Consider the following 20,618-nt stretch of genomic DNA (forward strand, 5'->3'; position numbering starts at 1 on the left):
AAATATGGAAAATAAAAAAGAATACAGCTCAAGCATTAAAGTACGTTTCTTTATCTGCAGTATTATCGGTGTTTTTCTTTTCTTTGTTACCATTCCTTACAATGGCAACAAAAAAGTGCCCATGGTACATATCATGGACATCATTCAGACTGCACTTGGTCCAAAAGTCCAGTATATTTTTGTTATGATTTCCTGCCTTGTTGTACTGGCAGCCAGCATCTATGTAAAATACGGAAAAAATGTACCCGGCATCCTGAAAAGCACTTATCAGAAAGATAATCTTTTCTCCTACTTTACCTATGTCACTGCAGCTATTTTCAGTGTCATGGCTATCTTCCAGATTGGGCCTGCTCCCATTATAGACCCGGAGATCGGAGAGACCTCTCTGAGCATTGCCGCTGATTCGTTCTTTGCCATCATGGTAGCCGGAACCCTGGTTGCCTTTATCACAGAATTCGGTTTTCTGGAATTTCTGGGAAAACTGCTCGAGCCGATCATGCGCCGTGTCTATAAGGTACCCGGCAAATCGGCTGTGGATGCTATTTCTTCCTTTGTGGCAGCTCCCGCGGCAGGCGTTATGATCACCAATGACCTGTATCAGAAGAAAGTATATACAGCCAGAGAAGCCAGCTCCATCACCACCAACTTCAGTATTGCCAGTCTGGGCGGTTTTGCCTTCCTGTCATCCATTGCAGGAATAGAAAATCTCTACAGCGAGGTTGTACTGGCGGCTTTTATCTGTGTATTTGTACTGGCGGCAATTATGATCCGTATTCCTCCGCTGTCCAGAAAACCGGATACCTATATTGACGGAACCGTACAGACAGAGGCCCAGAGAAAACCGGAACACTACAGTGGCCAGACATTTCCCACCGCGTACCAGGATGCCCTGGAAAAAGCATCGGGAACAAAATTCACTGTATTTTTAGAACAGCTGAAATCTTCTTTTATGTTTGGTATCAAGGTAAATGCTTTTATTGTATCCCTTTCCGTTATCTGCCTTCTGATTTTTAACTATACACCTATTGCCAAATGGATTGCCATTCCCATGGCACCGATCTTAAGTCTCTTAGGACTTCCGGATGCACAGCAGATCGCTGCTTCCTCCATTGTGGGAATCTTTGCGTTGTCCATACCGGCAACCCTGATCAAAGGCAAAGCTGTGGCTGCGGCCAGTGCGTTTTTCGTTGTTGTGCTGTCCACATCACAGATCATATTCTTTACGGAGAGCGCCAACGCCATGCTGGAATCTGATATTCCCGTAGGCTTCGGAGACCTTGTTAAAATTTTCTTCATCCGCACCATCATTCTGATTCCAATGGTAGCGCTGATGGCAAAAATACTGGTGTGACAAACCGGTAAATCTATATTCGGAGTGTGAAAATCATGAAAGAAAACCATAAAATTTTATTTGAGCCTTACCAATTGGCAGGCTGTACCCTGAAAAACAGATATGTGATGGCAGCCATGGGCACCGGTGGTATGGTAACCGCTGAGAATACATTTAACGAACGCGGAATTGAATACTATGTGGCAAGGGCCAAAGGCGGTGTGGGCCTCATCATCACAGGTACCATTTACGCGGAAAACGATATTGAAAAAGCAGTGGACGGAACCATGCCGTGCCCCACGGACAACCCTTCCACATTTATCATGAACACAGCGGAAATGTGTGAGCGTGTCCACGCTTACGGCTCCAAAATTTTCACTCAGCTCACTGCCGGCTTCGGCCGTGTGCTGAAACCTCACCTGCTCTGCGGACAGCCCCCCATCGCCCCCTCCCCGATCAGCAGTTACTGGGATGAGAACCTTATGTGCAGGGAACTGACCGTGGATGAGATCCATACCATCGTAGAACGATGCGGCGATACGGCAAAAATCTGCCAGCAGGCAGGCTTTGACGGTATTGAAATTCATGCCGTCCATGAGGGATATCTTCTGGATCAGTTTGCCATTCCGTTCTTTAACAAACGGACGGATGAATACGGCGGATGCCTGGAGAACCGTCTCCGGTTTGCCTGTGAAGTAGTACAGAATATCAAGAAAAAATGCGGTGAGAAATTCCCGGTCATCCTTCGCTACTGTTTAAAATCCTACATAAAAGGCGTGCGCCAAGGCGGCCTTCCCGGCGAAGAATTTGAAGAACTCGGCCGTGATATCCCGGAAGGTATCGAAGCTGCCAAGATTCTGGTCAAAGCAGGCTACGATGCACTGGATGTGGATGCCGGAGCCTATGATTCCTGGTACTGGTCCCATCCGCCTATGTATTTTGAAAAAGGAATGAACCTTCCCTTCGGCGAAATTCTGAAAAAAGAAATGGATGTCCCCATCCTCATTGCCGGACGCATGGAAAATCCGGACCTGGCTTCCGAAGCCCTGCGGGATGGCAAAACCGACCTGATCGCCCTGGGCAGAAGTCTTCTGGCTGACCCTGACACGGTAAATAAAATCCGAAGCGGCAGATTCGAGTTTGTCCGCCCCTGTCTCGGATGCCATGAGGGCTGTATGAATCGGCTTATCACCGCCAAACCTGTTTCCTGCGCAGTGAACCCTTCCTGCGGAAGAGAGACATACTATGATCTGAAGCCCGCATGTGTACAGAAAAAGATTCTCATCATCGGCGCCGGCGTGGCAGGTATGGAGGCAGCAAGAGTCCTGAAACTCAGAGGACATTCCCCTGTCATCCTGGAAAAAAGCAGCCGGCCGGGCGGCTCCCTTCATCTGGCAGGTGCACCTTCATTCAAGCACGATGACTTAAAGCTGATTGACTGGTATCAGAGAACCCTGGAGGAAATGGGTGTGGAGATTCATTACAATACTGCTGTTACGGCAGAAACCCTGAAATCCTATCCCCATGACGCCGTGATCGTTGCCACCGGTTCCACGCCGCGGACCCTCCGTCTGCCGGGAAATCACGATATGTACCCTGCAGAGCGCATCTTCTCCGGCGAGATCAAACCGGGCAGCCATACCGTCATCATCGGCGGCGGTCTTGTAGGATGCGAACTGGCCCTTGACCTGGCTGAAAACGGAAAACAGGTGACGATACTGGAAGCCCTGCCTGAGATTTTATCTGCAGGGGCACCGGTTCCCCATATGAATAAGATCATGCTGAAGGATCTGCTGCACTTCCACCATGTACAGCAGATTGCAGGCGCAGGCGTCAAATGCATCGAAGGAAACACGGTGACCTACACAAAAGACGGTGAAGAGCACAAATTAGACGCTGACACATTTGTCTGTGCCATCGGATATACCTCCAACAATTCACTTTACGAGCAGTTAAGCCTGGAAGAAAATGAGATTTATCTGCTGGGTGACGCACGGAGAGTACGCAATATTATGTATGCAGTCTGGGATGCCTACGAGCTGGCACGCAGTCTGTAAAGGCAGGGAAGGATATACAATATGGACACTATTTTATATGCATGGGAGGGGCCTCTCCCCTCCCCCGGTACCTTCGACCCGGCAGTGCGCCGGGCACCGAAGCGGGAGGTTGCACTGAGTGAGGCAGACGTAAAGCTTGCCCTCAAAAACGCTCTGCGCTATATTCCCCCCGAATACCACCGGGAGATCATTCCTGAATTTTACCAGGAACTTATGGAACACGGCCGGATCTACGGCTACCGTTTCCGTCCCCACGGAGCTATCTACGGAAAACCCGTGGACGAATACAAAGGGAAATGCCTGGCCGGAAAGGCCATTCAGGTCATGATCGACAATAACCTGAATTTTGATGTGGCACTTTATCCCTACGAACTGGTCACATACGGAGAAACCGGACAGGTATGCCAGAACTGGATGCAGTACAGGCTCATAAAAAAATACCTGGAACAAATCACAGAAGAACAGACTCTTGTGGTCAGCTCCGGTCATCCCGTAGGACTTTTCAAATCAGCCCGCTCCTGCCCCAGGGTCATTCTTGCCAATGGTCTCATGGTAGGTAAATATAATAATCTGGAACAGTGGAATCGCTGCGCTGCCCTTGGAGTCACCAATTATGGTCAGTTTACCGCCGGAGGCTGGTTTTACATCGGCTCCCAGGGAATTGTGCACGGTACGTATTCTACCTTCCTGGCAGCAGCCAGGCAGATCCTTCACAAAAGCAATGAGGAAGTCCTCCGCGGAAACCTGCTGGTTTCAGCAGGCCTTGGGGGCATGAGCGGGGCGCAGGGTAAAGCCATTGAGCTTTGCCAGGGCGTGGGCATCATCGCAGAGGTAGACGTCTCTAAAATAGAACTGCGTATGCGCCTGGGGTGGATAAAATCCATGGCACGTACCCCCGAAGAAGCCTTTGCACTTGCAAAAGAATATCAGGAAAAAAAGGAACCGGTCTCCATTGCCTTCCATGGAAATATCGTAGATCTGCTGGAATACGCAGTGGAAACAGACCAGAAAATCGACCTGCTCACAGACCAGACATCCTGCCATGTGGCATTTGACGGCGGGTACTGTCCACAGGGTCTTACCTTTGAAGAGCGGACAAAAATGCTTGCCGAAAACAAACCTTTATTTGAAGAAAAAGTAAAGAAAACACTGTTCCGGCATCACGAACTGATCGAAATCCTGCGTTCCAGAGGCACCTATTTCTTTGATTACGGAAACAGTCTGACTACTACAATGTATGACATCGGAATCAGAGAAGTGTGCCGGAACGGAGAAAATGATCTGGATGGATTCATCTACAAATCCTTTGTGGAAGAATTCATGGGGCCGACCCTCTTCGATTATGGTTACGGACCCTTCCGCTGGGTTGTATTAAGCGGAAAACCGGAAGATCTTGCACTTACAGACCAGACCGCAATGGACTGTATTGACAAAGACCGCCGGTTCCAGGACTATGACAACTATCTGTGGATCAAACACGCAGGTGAAAACAATCTGGTCATCGGTACTCAGGCCCGAATCCTTTATCAGGACGGCGAGACAAGGAAAAAGATCGCGCTTGCCTTCAACCGTCTGGTACGGGAAGGCAAAACCGGGCCTATCATGATGGGCCGGGATCACATGGATACCGGAGGTGTGGATGCACCCTCAAGAGAAACCTCCAACATCCATGACGGCAGCAACATAACCGCAGACATGTCCGCACTTGTCTACGGCGGTGACGCTGCCATGGGAATGACCATGATGACCATGCACAACGGCGGCGGAACCGGCATCGGCAATTCTCAGAGCTGCGGCTACGGCCTGCTCCTGGACGGTTCTCCTGAGGTGGATGAGATCATCTGCCGTGCAGTGAACTATGATGTCATGTGTGGTGTCGCAAGGCGTGCCTGGGCAGGTAATCCCCACGCACTGGAAACTGTCTCTCTCTATCAGGAACCGGGAAATACACTCACCCTTCCTTTTAGCTGCGATGATCAGGAACTTTCTGAAATGATTAACGGCTTAAGTAAGTAAACAATTGTCTCATGCACCCTCTAAAGCATAAGGACATAAAACAGCCGCACAGTATGATTCTTCCGTATACTGTGCGGCTGTTTTTCTTTCCTGAACCGGCATGTGGATTTTACGGGCGGCAGGATTTGTTTATCGGTTATTTACAGTGATGATAGAATTCTTTCAATTCGGCTTTTACTTCCGGTGAAAGCTGGCTCTTTTTCACTCCCTGTACTGCCCCTTCCAGGCCATACAGACGGTGGATGCAGGCAGAATCATCGATGGCTTTGATCTTTAACCATGCCTGCCTGCTTCCTATTTCTTTTAACTGGTCATAAGTGGTGATTCCGACCTGATTGAGTTGTTCTTCTACCACCGGGCCGATATTCAGAAGCTTTGATAGTTCTCCCATCTTATCCCTTCTTTCGTTGTTTGTGTTTGATACCCTTTTATTCATGCGTATCCTGCATCAGAATCTCATGCTCAAAGTATTGTTCCTGAAAATGCACTGTCTTTTCTATCTCATCAATGCTGAATTTCATATTCTCAGGAGCTGCCACCCACTTATCCTCCACATCGTTTTTCCGGTGGATCACAGCGATGATAACACCCTCCGCGCATTCGACAGGTTCATGGATGCCCATAAAATAGACGTCCTGTTCCTCCTGGTCAGCAGCCAGGATTCCTTCGATATATCCATAATTAATGGGATAATACAGGTCTTTGTGTTCCGGATGATAGCTGCCCAGAGGCCTGTCTATGATCACTTTGACATGCATGCCCAATACCCTGTTCAAACTGTCTTTCATCTGTATTCGTATACCTCCAGAGCTCCGTTTTTCTGCGTATAATTGAAATACTCCTCGTTTGTCATATCCACAAAATAAGATCTGATGACCCGGCAGACTCCGCCATGGCTGACCAGTAAAACATTTTTACCTGCCTCTTTTTCTCTGATCTCATCCAACAGCCCATACACACGAACGGCAGTCTGCATCATGGATTCCCCGCTGGGATAACGGAACGCAAAATTTTTCTTATTCCTCAGAAAATCCTCATTTTTTCTATCCACGCCCTCGTAAATGCCATAGTCCTGTTCCATCAGTCTGTTGTCTGTGAAATAGGGGATTCCCATTCGCTCTGAAATTATTCTGCTGGTTTCCACCGCGCGGCGCAGGGGTGAGGAATAGATCATATGGATGCGGCACCCGGATACATTTTCGGCCAATGCTTCAGCCTGCTTATATCCTTCCGGGGTTAAATCCACATCTGTTCTGCCGCAGACTTTATGGAGGGCATTCCATTCTGTCTGTCCGTGTCTTGCTGTGTATATAATCATATGTTTCACCTCATTTGGGAATTTATCCACTGTAACCGAGGAAGCCCCTTTATCTGGCTGCAGCCGTAATCATTCTGTTTTCTTTTTATGGTTTACCGCATTAAACGGGCATCTTTTCCCGATACACTGATGGTTTTTTCTCGTAAACGTGCATATGATCTCATCCGGCAGTTCCATCTGAATCGTTTTGCCTTCTGCGTTTGGTAAATGCTCCTCTGCAAACTGCACGGCCTCTTTCATGGCAAGGAACGCATTTCTCTTGCAGCATCTGGGGCCGTCAATGGCTCCGATTTGTGCCAGTGCCCTGGATGTCATCTGATTGGAAAGACCCCAGCTTTTTCCGCTTAAAGGTGTGGCACCTGTGACGAGACTGACAAAGATCCCGGTGCTGACTGCTGCACCGCAGCATCCCCAAAATCCGCATGTACCTCCCGGCACCTGACTGCCGCGTTTTTTCATCTCTTCTATTACCGTATCCAATTCGATGTCACCGCCTGCATTTTTATAAGCTGCCAGCAGAGCAGCTCCCACCAGCACATGATTTTCCGGACCATGCATATGGATAAATGGGGTTTCCATCATCTGAACCGCAATTTCATACGGATTCTTTGATTTACTATGCAGACAGATCTCTTTTACGGCTTCAATCCCTTTTTTAGAATGGCAGGTGTCACATACATAGTGGCCGTCCGCACAGGCCGCATTACTCATAAATTTTTTATGGCAGTATATGCACTCCATTTCCACGCTTTCTTCATGATAAATTAACTCTTTGCCGCATACAAGACAGGCATTTTGACTCTTTGAATGTGCCATACTCTTCCTCCGCTTTTTTGTTTTGAGGTAAATTTTTCCGGTGTCCGGACACAGATATCACACTGAAACATTTATGCGCCCCGGATACTGACATTTGAATCAGCACAGTCTGCTACAGAGGGGCCTTCAAAATTTACCAATACCTCTTGTTATCTGTTTTTTATTATATCAGAGATAAGATATTATTTATATATCAAAATATATTTATAATCCTGGTTTTCCACATAAATCCTTATTTTCAACCACGTTCTAAGCCGGACTTACGCGCCGGAGCACAGTCGCCTGCGGGCATCATCCTGCAATGCATCTTGCAAAGGTATCCGTTTTCAGTACAAGTATCCCCGCCTCTGAGATACAGGATAATTTTCCGCTTCCCGGGAAGGTGATCCGTCTTTCCATCTCCACAAGATCCATGGATTCCGCCATGACATTGCCCTTATCATCTTCCGCAAATGCCGCAAGAACACAATTGTTCCACAGGCCCTAATTTGACTGCTCCGTCCTTTCTCCCTCCGCCCATAATATTATTGTTTATTATAACTCATTTTCAGAATATTCCCCTTATATATTTTAAGTGTTTTTTACAGTTATTTAAGATTATCCTGCGCATCATGCACCTTTCCCCGGGAAGGGACGGCAGCGTCCGGATCTTTTTGTTATATAGGGAGCCACGGATTCCTTTCCGAACTGCAAAAAAAAGACAGTGTCCGCATCACACTGTCTTTTCTCTGTATCTGTTATTTTACGCTGCCCTTCTCACAGCCTTCCGAAGTACCGGTCCCACAGCCAGCGCAGCCGCAATCTTGATCAGATCACCGGGCACATAGGGAATCACCCCGGCTGCCAGGCCCGCGCCAAAGGACAGATTGGCCTGAACGCAGAGCCATGCAGTCCCGAACAGGTAAGCCACCACGGTTCCCAGAACCATTCCTGCTGCCTGCAGCACTCTTTTTCCCTGAAATCTGTCCACAAAAAATCCGGCAATCAGCGCCATGAAAATAAATCCCACCAGGTATCCGCCCGTCGGGCCTGCCATTTTGCCAAATCCTCCGGCAAATCCGGAAAACACCGGAAGTCCTACCATTCCAATGAGCAGGTACACCAGATAGCTGACGGTTGCTGAATAAGTGCCAAGCACAAAAATGCTGAAATAGATGACCAGATTGGTAAAGCTGATCGGCACCGGGCTGAACGGCAGCGGTATGGCCAAGGGGCCTAAAATGCAGGTTACCGCTGTCATCAGTGCAATGATCGTCATCTGTCTGGTACTCATTTTCTTGTTTTTACTGGGCATTGCTGTTTCCATATACTTTTCCTCCGAGGTTGCAAAACTTATTTCGACTTTTCCGCCTGTTGTTCGACGGCATAAATCTTTCCTGATTTTATAGAAAAGCTTTTCTCAAACATTTTTTACGGTTTTACCGCTTGTTTTGTGGCTGTGCTTTTCTTTACATAAAGAAGTATAATCAATCAGCCTCCGATTGTCAACTTATATTTTAATTTAAGTTAACATTATAAAATCTACATTATTTCATTCACCAAAAATTCTGCTTTGTAAAAAACCGTCCTGCAAAGGGTAAAATGGTGCCCAAGCGAACAATCAGAGTTATGAGCAACAGCATGAAGTAATGAAACGAAATGAGCTATTAATTTGAATAGTGTTTGGCATCCCTTTTGTTATTATTGGGATCAGGAATATTAAAGGTAAAAAAATTGACAAATCCCGGGGTGTCAGCTGATTTCATGTAGGTTTGCGGGGTGTTCCTATGAAACAACCTGCCGCCTTTTGACGACGGAAATCGCTATCCTGGCAATAAATAATATCAGCGGTCAAATACTCCATCGGCGCAGAAAAAGAGCTGCGCAGATATTACTATCATATAAGCACAATTCCCTTAATTATAGTACACGTATCATATTGTATGGATTGCCCGCAGCCAAATTCCCGCCTATATCACACTGCTAAAGCCGATTGTCAATCGGGTTCAGTCATATCATAAACCGTATTTCTATAAACATCCGGTTCAGATAATATTCCTTTTTAACGGATAAAGTTTGTATGCTGCATAGCTTCCTTTTCCGGCATCCCCAGCCGCTCTTTCCCAAGTGCAATGGATTTTATAAGAAATGACATATTATTTGCCAGTGTCCGCATTCCCTGCAACCCTTCTGGCCGCCACAACACTTACTCTCACTTTCATTGTCTTATCAAAGGGCGTGCTGAAGAATAACCGGTCCAGAGATGACACCAGCGTGCCATTGGCGGACGCATAATATACCGGACTGCCAATAATAAGTCCATCACAGGCCTCAAACTTAGGCACAATCTCGTTGACATAATCATCAAACACACATTTGGCCTTCTCGGCACATGCCCGGCAGGCTGTACATCCCCGAATCCCTTTGTTTCCTACATGGATGATTTCACATTCACTATTATGTCCTCCTTTTTTCTTATGCAATCTCCACTTTTAATTTTAATTCTTTTGACTTTGCAGGCAGACCACACACTCTCATAAAATTGCACCATTGTTTTTTGTTACCCATTGCTGTACACTATGATTGTATCAACCGATTATAACTATCGGTCAAGAGATTTTTGTAAATTTCTATTTTTATTTATGTATGAAACGGGGGATTGGAAAATGTATACTATGATGCAGGTCTGTAAAGAAGCCAATATGACTTATCAGACCTTAAAATATTACTGTAATAAAGGATTAGTTCCTAATGTAAAACGAGATAAAAACAATCGCAGGATTTTTGATGAACGAGATTTGAAATGGAGCAAAAACCTGATTTGTCTGAAAAAATGTGATATGAACATTCAGGAAATGAAAGAATATCTGGATTTATGTATGCAGGACGAGTCTACGATTCATCAAAGGAAAGAAATGTTTACTAAAAAACGGAACGCTCTTTTAGCTTCCATTGAAGAATTGAAAGACCATGTTGAATATATTGACTGGAAGCAGGCGTTTTATGATGACGTTCTTTCTGGCAAACGTCCTTATGTCAGCCACTTAATACCTGTAGAGAAAGCACTGAGGGGAGAGCTAATAGACCAATGAAACACTGGAAAAATTTTTTCAAGTTTTACATCTTAAAATTACGAACTGTTAATATTTTTAAAAGGCTATTTGTTATGTTTATTTTTGTAACTTTGCTCCCTATAACACTATATGGGATTCTGCTCTATAATAAAAGCAGTGAGATTATTCAGGATAAAGTCAATCTTTCAATCAGTGAAGCATTAACACAAATAAGTACAAGTATAAATGAAAAAATAGAAAAAGTAAGAAATGACAGCATAGAAATAAGTTATCTTGAAGAAATCCAAGATGTACTTATCAATTACAATGATTATAATGAGCGAATGAAAAACAAAGTAAAAATAGCCGTTACCGATAAAATGAGCAAAAAATATGTCTTTGACAATATTGTATCCGAAATAACACTTTACACATTAACAGGAGCAAAACTCAATGTCTATGGAAATAACACGTTCACTGTAAATTTAAAATCTGATTATTTTAATGAATTTTTAGACATATGCCACTCGTACAACGGTGCATGTGTCTGGAAAGCCATTAATCATAATTACGAAAAAAGAATTGCTTCCGGTGTAAATAATGATAGAAATTATATACTTTTAGGTAAAGCCATCAAAAAAAAATCTGACGGTAAGATTATCGGATATATGATAATGGCTATAGAAGAAGATAAAATCCGAAATATATACGAAAAAATTTCCAGTACCATGAACATGCAGGTATTCATCATAGACAATAATGACATTGTTATTTCATCTGCCGATCTTAATACTCCCGTCGGAGAAATATATCCAAATAATAATGTACTTAAAGAAATTCAGGATTCCCACAACATTACTGGTAATAATTACCACTTCGCCGAATTAAATACAATGATATATAATTTTCCTATAGAGCAAGCGGAATGGAAAATGGCAGCACTTATTCCACTCACCTATCTTCAATCTGATCTAAAGATTATATTGAAAAATTTTCTTTTGGTAGGGTTTATAGGAATCATATTTGGTATCATTTTTACCTTAGCATTCTCCATTACCATAATCTCGCCAATCAACAAAATGATAACAGGAATTAAATCATTTGAAAAAGGAGACTTTTCATTAAAATTAGTGGAGGATGGAAATGATGAACTTACGATCCTAACAAGGCAATTTAACAAAATGGCCGAAGAAATAACTCAATTGTTGGATAATATAAAAATGAATGAGCGTCAAAAGAGGAAGCTGGAAATCCAGGCTTTACAAGCTCAGATCAACCCTCATTTTTTAGCAAACACTTTGAACACTGTCTCTTTTATAGCCAAGTTAAAAAAGGAAACATCCATAGAAACTATTATAAACGCAATTATTGAATTGCTCAGGGACAGCATGAAAAATGACGACAGCCTCCACACAGTACAAGAAGAAATCTCTTTGATCAAAAACTATATAATTATCCAGGACTATCGTTTAATGGGAAAATTTGATGTGGAATTCCAAATATCCCCACAGATTTTGGATTTTCAAATGCCGCGCTTTATCCTCCAGCCAATCGTAGAAAATGCCATTATCCACGGTATTGAACCTTCTTGCAGAAGAGGGCTCATCACTATAGCAGGCAAATGCAAAAATGACCAACTGATATTCTCTATAACAGACAACGGTGTTGGCATGAGAATAGAAGAATTAGCGCTGGACTCCAAAAATAATACTGTGGAAAAGAATTCAAGATTCAGCGGATTAGGTGTCAGCAATGTAAACAATAGGATAAAACTTATGATGGGTGACCAATATGGTTTAAAAGTTTTAAGTGAAAAAGGAAGTTATACAACTATCTTAATTAATCTGCCTGTTATCACAAAAAATCCTATATCCGAATCCAGGGAGGAACACCATGTATAAAATTATGTTAGTAGATGATGACCCCATAGTATTAGTACAATTAAAGAAAATGATACAATGGGAAACATTAAATTGTGAAATGGTTGCCGAAGCATCTGATGGCAAACAGGCAATAGATGCTTTCAATATGTATAAACCTGATATTATACTCACTGATATCAGTATGCCAAGATCTAACGGCATAGACTTGATCAATTATATAAGCAATGGATTTAAAGAGACAAAAATCATAGTATTAAGCGCATACGATGATTTTGAATACGTACGCAGCAGTCTGAAAAACGGTGCAGTTGATTATCTATTAAAATACCAGATAACCGAAAATAGTATCAATGATATTATCAAAAAAACTATATGGCAAATAAATACAGAAAATAAGGACAAAGATGGATTTTCAATCTCGAAAGAACGTGAGCACTTAATCTACGAGCTTGTCAGTAAAGAAATGCCAGATACAGATTACTTAGAAAAACTGATTCAAAAAACTGCCCTTGGCTGGGTGAAAGGCGAATTAATTCTTGCTATATGTGGTATTGACCTTTATTTTGAAGATTCCTCAAAAGTATCAATAGACGACACGACTATACGAATGTTAATAGATGAAACCATAAAATATTATCACAACTTCTTTCTGGTATCCTTAGATAAAGGTATTATTCTTTTGGTATTTCAGGCAAAGGGCAATTCTACAGATGAAGTTGTTGACCTTGCAAAACAAATACGCACTGTACTTAAAAGGTTTTGCAATCTGGACTTATCCTTTGTAATATCAGATTTTCTTTCCGGTCACAAAATGATCAAACCAAAAAGTGACTATATAAAGAACTTATTGCTTCAGGAATATTTTAAAGGAAATAAAAATTTTCTTTCTCAAAATACATCAATCACTGAGAAGAATATATTACGTTTCAGCCCAAAACAAAAACAGCAATTGACAGAATTAATCTTTCTGGGTCAGAACGATATCAATGACTATATTTCCAGACTATTTACCGACATCAAAAGCTCAGGAATAATGAAGCATCAATTGCAGGTATTTTATGTTGAGTTCATTAGTTATATCATTAAAAAAGTGAACGAATATCAACTTGACAATGCATTAGTTTTCGCAGAAACGAATCCTTATGATGTATTTGATAAATTTAACACTCTTGAGGATATGGAAAATTCCCTTATAGAAACCCTGTTTTCCCTCCAACGTCTGGCAAAGGAAAAACGCCAGGTATTAAAACAGAGCTCCTTATGTAAAAAAATATCTGATTATATAATAGAAAACTATCAGCATAAAATCAGCCTGCAAAGTATTGCAGAAAAATTTGCGGTCAGCCCCTCTTATCTGAGCCGCATATTTAAAAAAACCCAGGGTGTAAATATTATAAACTTTATAAACCAGATACGGATGGAACATGCCAAGGAAAAAATCCTGCAAGGTAATACATCACTTCAGGAAATCGCCCTGGACGTCGGCATACATAACTACAACTATTTTTATTTACTATTCAAAGAAACCTATGGGTATACACCTTCTGAATATATTAAAATAGTTGAACAAAATAATGAGAATAGAGGATAAATTTGTTAATGGTAAATCAATAGCTGCTTGTGTATGATATATCTATCAAAAAGATTAATGACGTCATTAAATTCAAGAAAACACACAAGAAGGAGAAGATTTATGAAAAAGCAGGTTATTTCTTTGTTGCTTTGCGGCACATTAGCCTTTTCTGCACTATCTGGCTGCGGTTCAGAATCCAAAGATGCCTCATCAACAGAAAGCGAACAAAATAAGGATGATAAGCAGACTAAGGATACCAAGGATTCCACCGATAATGTAACTACACTTACATTTTGGACTTATGTGGAACAGCATACGGAATTTATGCAGGATGCGGTAAAAACATGGAACCAAAATCATCCGGATGAATTAGTTGAATTACAGACTGAAACTTATCCAACTGAAGATATGCACAGTAAACTGCTGATCACTTTGCAGTCCGGAGATGGAGCTCCCGATCTGGTTGATGTTAATGTTGCAAGATTCAGTGATTTTGTTCAGGGTGATTCCGAAGTTTTTGTACCACTGAACGATATTATTGAACCTGAAAAGGAAAATTTTCTTGAACCGGTATTGGATATTTATAATTATGACGGAAATTATTACGGTATTGAGTATCATGTAGGTGCCCCTATCATGTTCTATAATACGGAGATTTTGGATCAGGCAGGAGTAAAAGCTGAAGATATTATTACATGGGATGACCTGCACGAGGCAGGAAAAAAAGTCCTTGCTGCTACTGGAAAGCCAATTATAACCTTTGAAGTAAATGACTCCTGGAGTTACTATATCATGACTGGCGAAAAAGGTGGAGATTATTTTGACAAAGACGGTACCTGTATTATAAATAGTAAAGAGAATGCAGAGGTACTTGATTTTATGCTGAGTATGCTTGAAGATGGTACCGCTGTAACTACTCCTGGCGGTGGTTTCCATACTGAAGAATATTATGGTTTCATGGCCCAGGAAGGAGCCGCATCTATGCTGGAATGCCTGTGGTATATGGGACGCTTCACAGACTATATGCCGGAATTAAAAGGAAAAATCCAAGTGGCAGCACCGCCTGTATGGGATGAAAACAGCCAATATCCGGTTTTTGGCGGAACCGCGACAAGTATCACAACACAGTGCAAAGTACCAGATTTGGCAAAACGCTTTTTGGCTGAAGCTAAAATAAGTAAAGAAGGTGCCGCGAAAATATGGAATGTTCTTGGATTTGATCCTCTCAGATGGGATATTTGGGATACTGATGTAATGAAAGAGACCAATAAATATACTGACTATTTTGGCAAAGATATCTTTGACGTTGTCATCAGCATGAAAGATAAATTCCATACATCCAATATCACTGCATCTCCTAAATATTCTCTGGCCAACTCACTTATTTCCAGTGACATCCTGTTTAGAGTTTTAGGTGAGAAAAGTGCAACTCCTGAGGAAGCATTAAACAGTGCTGCGGATGAGATAAAAAATGCTCAGTAACTAATAATCATGGGCTGCCGAAATTGTCCTGCGGCAGCCCAATCTTTTTGACCGGGAGGGTTATTTATATGAAACGAAAAATAATAATAACTCAGAAAACCGCACCTTATATTTTTTGTGCACCATTCATTTGCTCTTTTTTAGTTTTTATGCTGTATCCCATGATCAATATGATATATACAAGTTTTTTCAAACTGGAGGGTATTAATACATATAATTTTTCCGGGTTGGATAACTACAAAAGGCTTGCCTCTGATCCTCATATTAGTGCTGCCATTTTTAATAGCCTGGGGTTTACGGTTGGTATCATTATCGTAAATATTGTACTGGCTTTATTATTGGCCGTACTTTTAAATCATAAATTTACTCCTCTTAAAAATATCTTCCGTTCCGCAATCTATATCCCGGCATTGACATCCATTATAGTGGCAGGCATTTTTTTTCGTCTGTTTTTTGCAAGCAATTCTGACACCCCGTTGAATACACTTATGCAGTTTATCGGAATGAGCCCCAAAGAATGGCTATATGATACTAAAATAACCGGTATTGTTGCTCTTGTATTTACTTCCACCTGGCGATATCTGGGAACCAATGTTTTATATTTTTTATCCGCTTTGCAAACGATATCACCTGAATTATATGATGCCGCCCACGTGGATGGTGCCTCTGCCTGGCAGCGTTTTCGCCACGTCACACTGCCCGGTGTAAAACCCATTCTCATTTTTGTAATAACCATACTTACATACGGTGGATTAAGAATGTTTGGAGAGAGTTATGTTTTATGGCCAAACAGCAAAACTCCCGGGGACATCGGATTGACTATTGTACTTTATATATACAGGACTGCCTTTGGACATTTTGATATGGGTTATGCTTCCGCAATGTCTGTAGTTTTGTTTATCTGCCTGATGGTATTAAACTTTATTTATATTAAAACCTTGGGTATAGGCAGGAAGGAGGAAAAGAGATGATAGATAAAAAGAAAAAACAGTTATATCAGATATTTGTAACTTTTATGCTCTGTATCATAGCTGCCATATCTCTGATTCCTTTTATATATTTGATTATTACTTCTTGTGTGAATGATATGAGCCTTGTTTTTAAAAACGGTATTGCTCTAAAAATAACATCAGATATGCTGGACATAGGCAACTACAAATTACTCTTTACTGATAACAATGGCATGTTTTTCAGTTGGTTTAAAAATAGTGGTATCATAACTATTTTATTCACAGTGCTCTCTATCGGTTTTTCCTCCATGGTGGGATATGGTGTTTCCATGTACAAATTTAAGGGAAAACAATTATTAGTAGTTCTTATCCTCAGTACGATGATGATTCCCGTAGAGACACTTATGATCCCGTTATACAACGAAATAAAAAGCTTTAACCTGTTAAATACACATTTAGGAGTTGTCCTTCCTTTTGCAGTCTCAGCATTTACAATTTATTTTTTTATGCAATATGCCCAATCACTGTCTCCGGAATTTATGGATGCAGCACGGATTGACGGGTGCGGAGAAATAAGAATATTTTTAACAGTAATGGTCCCATTAATGAAACCTGCCTTTGCCTCCATGACTATTTTGCAGGCCACAAATGCATGGAACGACTTTCTCTGGCCCCTTATTGTAATGTCCAAAAACGAAAATTTCACTTTGACAGTAGGACTTCAAACCTATCTGTCACCATATGGAAATAATTATAACCTGTTGTTTGCCGGAGCAGTTTTATCTGTCATACCTGTTATGATCATCTTTTTTGCCTGCCAAAAATTGTTTATGGAGGGTATGATCGCGGGTGGCATCAAAGGATGATCTGTATAAATAGTAAAGGAGATAATTTATGGAAAAAAGATTTCATATGCTCAGACCTGAGCAAATCATAGAGCAAAGAGATAAATGTCCGGTGGCATATATTCCGCTTGGTACCTTAGAATGGCATGGCTTACATAATCCAATAGGCGCTGACGGACTGCAGGCCGAAGAATTAGCTTTGAGGTGTGCTGATCAAGGTGGTGTTGTTTTCCCAACTGTTTATTATGGAGAGAGCAGGGTAAATTCTTTACTTGAAACAGACCCCAAATATCAGGCTGGTATTTGTGAAAGACTGTCATTAAACAAAAACCAATTTGATGCAGACCGCTTTCCCTACAGTGGAATCGCACAGATTGAACATTATCAGCATCATTTGATTCATATTATATCAGAAGCTGCGTCTTATGGTTTTGATCTGGTAGTCTTTGTTATTGGTCATTATCCATTAATAGAGTCTGCACGCAGTGCAATTATCTTATACAATCAATGGGCTTACGATAAAGAATGGAAGCGTATAACAGGGTTGGCTGCCGCAGATTATCTTTTACTTAAAGACGAATATACTTCTCCAGGTGATCATGCAGGGGGATGGGAAACTTCTCATCTCTTAGCCTCTCATCCTGAGACAGTAAATCTAAAAGCTGCAGCAAATGAATTACAGTATGGAATCATGAGCACACGAAATCCTTTGCATGCTACAGCTCAATTTGGCAATGAAATTTACGATGCTGCGGTAAAAAAAATAACAGAGCATGTTTTTTTATGCCTCAATAACCCTAAACCATATATGGGACATGGCATACCCTTAATTTAACCTGGATTATTCATTTAGCAGCTTTTAGCGGCACGTAATGCTGCATTGTTACAGCATTTTCATTATTTAAAATCCGCTGAACAGACGCATCCCATTTCCCGGATGACAGACTACCCCCTGCTCCCTGAGCCGCAGAAGGTACTTCAAAATTCCTCCCTCCTTATGCTGCTTTCTGCCAGCCGGTAACAAGTTAATAGAAAAAAGCTGCGCAGATATCTAAGCGCAGCTCTTTTCATACATTGTAATTTTCTATTTTACAAGCCTGAACCCAGCCCGGTTCTCTGTCCTGCTGTCCGTTCCCGCAAATACCAGAAATTCCCCCGCTTCGCTGGCAAATCCATTCTGTTCCGTATGAAACCTGAGCATAGGCTCTTCTACCGCAAAGATAATTTCCCGCTCCTCTCCCGGTTCCAGGGTAACTTTTTCAAACCCTTTCAGCTCTTTTACAGGCCGGACCACGCTGGCCGCCATATCCCGGATGTAGAACTGTACAGTCTCTGTTCCCTTCCGTTCTCCGATATTTTTAAGCATTACTCCGGCATGGATGGTATCCCCTTCTCTCATCTCTGCTTTATCAAGCTTTACCTGAGACAGAGAAAACCGTGTATAGCCAAGGCCATAGCCGAAAGGATAGAGTGGTTCGTTTGGAATATCAAGGTATTTGGAGCGGAAACGCTCCTGTATTCCCTTCCGGTCCGGTCTTCCTGTGGAAAACTCATTGTAGTGGACAGGCACCTGGCCCACACAGTACGGAAAACTCATGGGCAGTCTGCCGGAGGGGTTTTCTTTTCCCGTCAGCACGTCCACTACAGCGCTGCCTCCCTCCGTCCCGGGGCGCCACACCACCAGCACGGCTCTGGCCTTTTGGCTGATTTCCCTTATATCCAGGGGGCGGCCGCAGAACAGCACCACCACAATATTTTTATTCACCCTGTGTACTGCCCTGAAAAGCTCCATCTGCACCTCCGGCACTGTGATCTGGGCACGGCTGGCTGCCTCACCGCTCTGCAGATAATGCTCTCCCAGTGGCATAATGACAAGATCTGCCTCTTTTGCCGCCTCCACAGCCTCTTTTCGCATCTTTTCCTCTTCCTCACGCGTCATGATCCCGCATTCATCCCCCGTAAATCCGGTCAGCCTGGCTTCACTCTCTTTACTGTCAGACCCAAGTACAGGAGCGCCTTTTAAATATACCGTATGGCTGCCATCAAAGACCTTCCCCGCTGCCTCTTTGATACTTACGCAGTCCTTGTCATCTCCTGTAAAAGACCAGCTGCTCTTTATCTGTTTACTGTCCGTATAGGGACCGATAAATGCCGTTCTTCTGCCCATATCCAGAGGCAGAACGCCGTCATTTTCCAAAAGGACAAAAGATTTCACAGCCGCTTCTCTTGCCAGTGCCCTGTGTTCCGGACACAGGAAAATTTCTTTTTCCTTCTCTGTATCAGCGTCTTTGTATGGATTTTCAAATAATCCCAGTTTATTTTTCAGTTCCAAGATCCGCATGACGCATTGGTCGATCCAGGCTTCCTGTACAACACCCTCCTCAGTGAGCTTCCTCAGATTGGCAGCGTATACATTTACATTTGTCATCATATCAATATCCACCCCGGCCTCAAGAGCCTTTACCGCTGCCTCCCGGCTGTCTTCGGAACAGCCGTGGGCAATGGTTTCCAAAATGGCGGAAAAGTCTGAGATCAGCACGCCGTCAAATCCCATCTCCTCCCTCAGGATATCACGCATGAGCCATCTGTTGGTGCTGGCCGGAATGCCGTTCACTGTGTTGAAAGAGGTCATGACCATGGCAGCTTTGGCATCAATTCCGGCCTGGTAAGCGGGAAGATAATACTCCCGGAGCGTGTTTTCAGACAGCTCCACCGTGTGATATTCCCTCCCCGCCTGAGGTGCCCCGTAGGCCGCAAAATGTTTAACACAGGCAGCTACTTTATAAGGCTCCTTTAAGTCATCCCCCTGAAAGCCTTCCACCATGGCTCTTGCAAAAAGACTGTTCAGCCAGGTATCCTCCCCTGTGGACTCCATAACACGCCCCCATCTGGCATCCCGGACCAGATCCACCATAGGTGCAAAGGTCACATGAAGGCCTGATACAGCCGCCTCCTTCGCCGCTGCTGCCGCACATCTTTTGGAAAGCTCCGGTTCAAAGGAAGCTCCCTGTCCCAGCGGAATGGGAAATATGGTCTTCATGCCGTGTATAATGTCCATCATAAAGAGCAGCGGAATGTGGTGCGGATGATTCTCCATATAGCGCTTCTGTATTTTGATCAGTTTTTCCGCCCTGCAGGTTCCCAGTATGGAGCCTGCCATACGGACATCCTCCCCGGTCACCCCAAGCTGTACTGCCGGACCTGTGAGAACGCTGTCTGCGTCCTGATAAAAGTCTCCGGTAAGCTGAAGCATCTGATCGATCTTCTCCTGCAGTGACATGGTGTCCAGCAGTTTTTTTAATTCTTCCTGTTTCAT

The 20,618-nt window shown here is 43.0% G+C and carries 17 protein-coding genes and 1 pseudogene; 10 read left to right on the forward strand and 8 right to left on the reverse strand.

What is annotated here, in order from left to right:
• Positions 1-4 precede the first annotated feature (4 nt).
• Genes WMO65_RS00530 through hutU form a run of 3 tightly spaced genes read left to right on the forward strand, consistent with a single transcriptional unit; the run spans position 5 to position 5,403 of the window.
• Positions 5-1,351, forward strand: coding sequence for a YjiH family protein (locus WMO65_RS00530; RefSeq protein WP_033140239.1), 1,347 nt, complete (start codon positions 5-7; stop codon positions 1,349-1,351).
• Positions 1,352-1,386: 35 nt separating this feature from the next.
• Positions 1,387-3,387, forward strand: a complete 2,001-nt coding sequence (locus WMO65_RS00535; RefSeq protein WP_033140240.1) for an oxidoreductase — start codon at positions 1,387-1,389, stop codon at positions 3,385-3,387.
• Positions 3,388-3,408: 21 nt separating this feature from the next.
• Complete coding sequence (gene hutU / locus WMO65_RS00540) at positions 3,409-5,403, forward strand: urocanate hydratase (RefSeq protein ID WP_148393408.1); 1,995 nt, start codon at positions 3,409-3,411, stop codon at positions 5,401-5,403.
• A 136-nt stretch (positions 5,404-5,539) separates the two neighbouring features.
• On the opposite strand, the gene WMO65_RS00545 is transcribed toward hutU, so the two are convergent.
• The 7 genes and pseudogenes from WMO65_RS00545 to WMO65_RS00575 form a co-directional block, all read right to left on the reverse strand.
• Positions 5,540-5,794, reverse strand: a complete 255-nt coding sequence (locus WMO65_RS00545) for a TfoX/Sxy family protein (protein WP_033140272.1) — start codon at positions 5,792-5,794, stop codon at positions 5,540-5,542.
• Positions 5,795-5,831: 37 nt separating this feature from the next.
• Positions 5,832-6,191 (reverse strand): inorganic pyrophosphatase, encoded by a 360-nt coding sequence (locus WMO65_RS00550; protein WP_207708213.1) that lies wholly within the window; start codon positions 6,189-6,191, stop codon positions 5,832-5,834.
• A complete protein-coding gene (locus WMO65_RS00555; RefSeq protein WP_033140242.1) occupies positions 6,188-6,721 on the reverse strand; it encodes a histidine phosphatase family protein in 534 nt (177 codons plus the stop codon). The genes WMO65_RS00550 and WMO65_RS00555 overlap by 4 nt, the downstream gene beginning before the upstream one ends.
• Before the next feature lie 69 nt (positions 6,722-6,790).
• Complete coding sequence (locus tag WMO65_RS00560; protein WP_148393409.1) at positions 6,791-7,537, reverse strand: DUF5714 domain-containing protein; 747 nt, start codon at positions 7,535-7,537, stop codon at positions 6,791-6,793.
• A 291-nt stretch (positions 7,538-7,828) separates the two neighbouring features.
• Positions 7,829-7,963 carry a hypothetical protein gene (locus tag WMO65_RS00565; protein WP_256138944.1) on the reverse strand — a complete coding sequence of 45 codons (135 nt, stop codon included), beginning with the start codon at positions 7,961-7,963 and terminating at the stop codon, positions 7,829-7,831.
• Positions 7,964-8,279: 316 nt separating this feature from the next.
• Positions 8,280-8,843 (reverse strand): biotin transporter BioY, encoded by a 564-nt coding sequence (locus tag WMO65_RS00570; RefSeq protein ID WP_243128846.1) that lies wholly within the window; start codon positions 8,841-8,843, stop codon positions 8,280-8,282.
• A gap of 735 nt (positions 8,844-9,578) precedes the next feature.
• A pseudogene (locus WMO65_RS00575) lies at positions 9,579-9,969 on the reverse strand (flavodoxin family protein); the annotation flags it as partial.
• A gap of 213 nt (positions 9,970-10,182) precedes the next feature.
• Between WMO65_RS00575 and WMO65_RS00580 the strand changes: the two are divergent.
• From WMO65_RS00580 to WMO65_RS00610, 7 genes are all read left to right on the forward strand, one after another.
• Positions 10,183-10,608: a MerR family transcriptional regulator gene (locus WMO65_RS00580; RefSeq protein ID WP_148393410.1), complete on the forward strand. Its 426-nt coding sequence runs from the start codon at positions 10,183-10,185 to the stop codon at positions 10,606-10,608.
• On the forward strand, positions 10,605-12,470 hold the full coding sequence (locus tag WMO65_RS00585; RefSeq protein WP_148393411.1) for a sensor histidine kinase: 1,866 nt from the start codon (positions 10,605-10,607) through the stop codon (positions 12,468-12,470). Before WMO65_RS00580 ends, WMO65_RS00585 begins: the two co-directional genes overlap by 4 nt.
• A complete protein-coding gene (locus WMO65_RS00590) occupies positions 12,463-14,043 on the forward strand; it encodes a response regulator transcription factor (protein ID WP_148393412.1) in 1,581 nt (526 codons plus the stop codon). Before WMO65_RS00585 ends, WMO65_RS00590 begins: the two co-directional genes overlap by 8 nt.
• A gap of 102 nt (positions 14,044-14,145) precedes the next feature.
• Positions 14,146-15,507 (forward strand): ABC transporter substrate-binding protein, encoded by a 1,362-nt coding sequence (locus tag WMO65_RS00595; protein WP_103732990.1) that lies wholly within the window; start codon positions 14,146-14,148, stop codon positions 15,505-15,507.
• 68 nt (positions 15,508-15,575) lie between these two features.
• Complete coding sequence (locus WMO65_RS00600; protein ID WP_148393413.1) at positions 15,576-16,478, forward strand: carbohydrate ABC transporter permease; 903 nt, start codon at positions 15,576-15,578, stop codon at positions 16,476-16,478.
• Positions 16,475-17,323: a carbohydrate ABC transporter permease gene (locus tag WMO65_RS00605; protein WP_033140248.1), complete on the forward strand. Its 849-nt coding sequence runs from the start codon at positions 16,475-16,477 to the stop codon at positions 17,321-17,323. The genes WMO65_RS00600 and WMO65_RS00605 overlap by 4 nt, the downstream gene beginning before the upstream one ends.
• 28 nt (positions 17,324-17,351) lie before the next feature.
• Entirely contained in the window at positions 17,352-18,137 is a 786-nt protein-coding gene (locus WMO65_RS00610; protein WP_148393414.1) for a creatininase family protein, read from the forward strand.
• A gap of 249 nt (positions 18,138-18,386) precedes the next feature.
• Here the strand turns inward: WMO65_RS00610 and bglX are convergent, their stop codons facing one another.
• Positions 18,387-20,618, reverse strand: coding sequence for a beta-glucosidase BglX (gene bglX, locus WMO65_RS00615; protein ID WP_148393415.1), 2,232 nt, complete (start codon positions 20,616-20,618; stop codon positions 18,387-18,389).

Source organism: Blautia caccae, assembly GCF_040095955.1.
GTDB lineage: Bacteria > Bacillota > Clostridia > Lachnospirales > Lachnospiraceae > Blautia > Blautia celeris.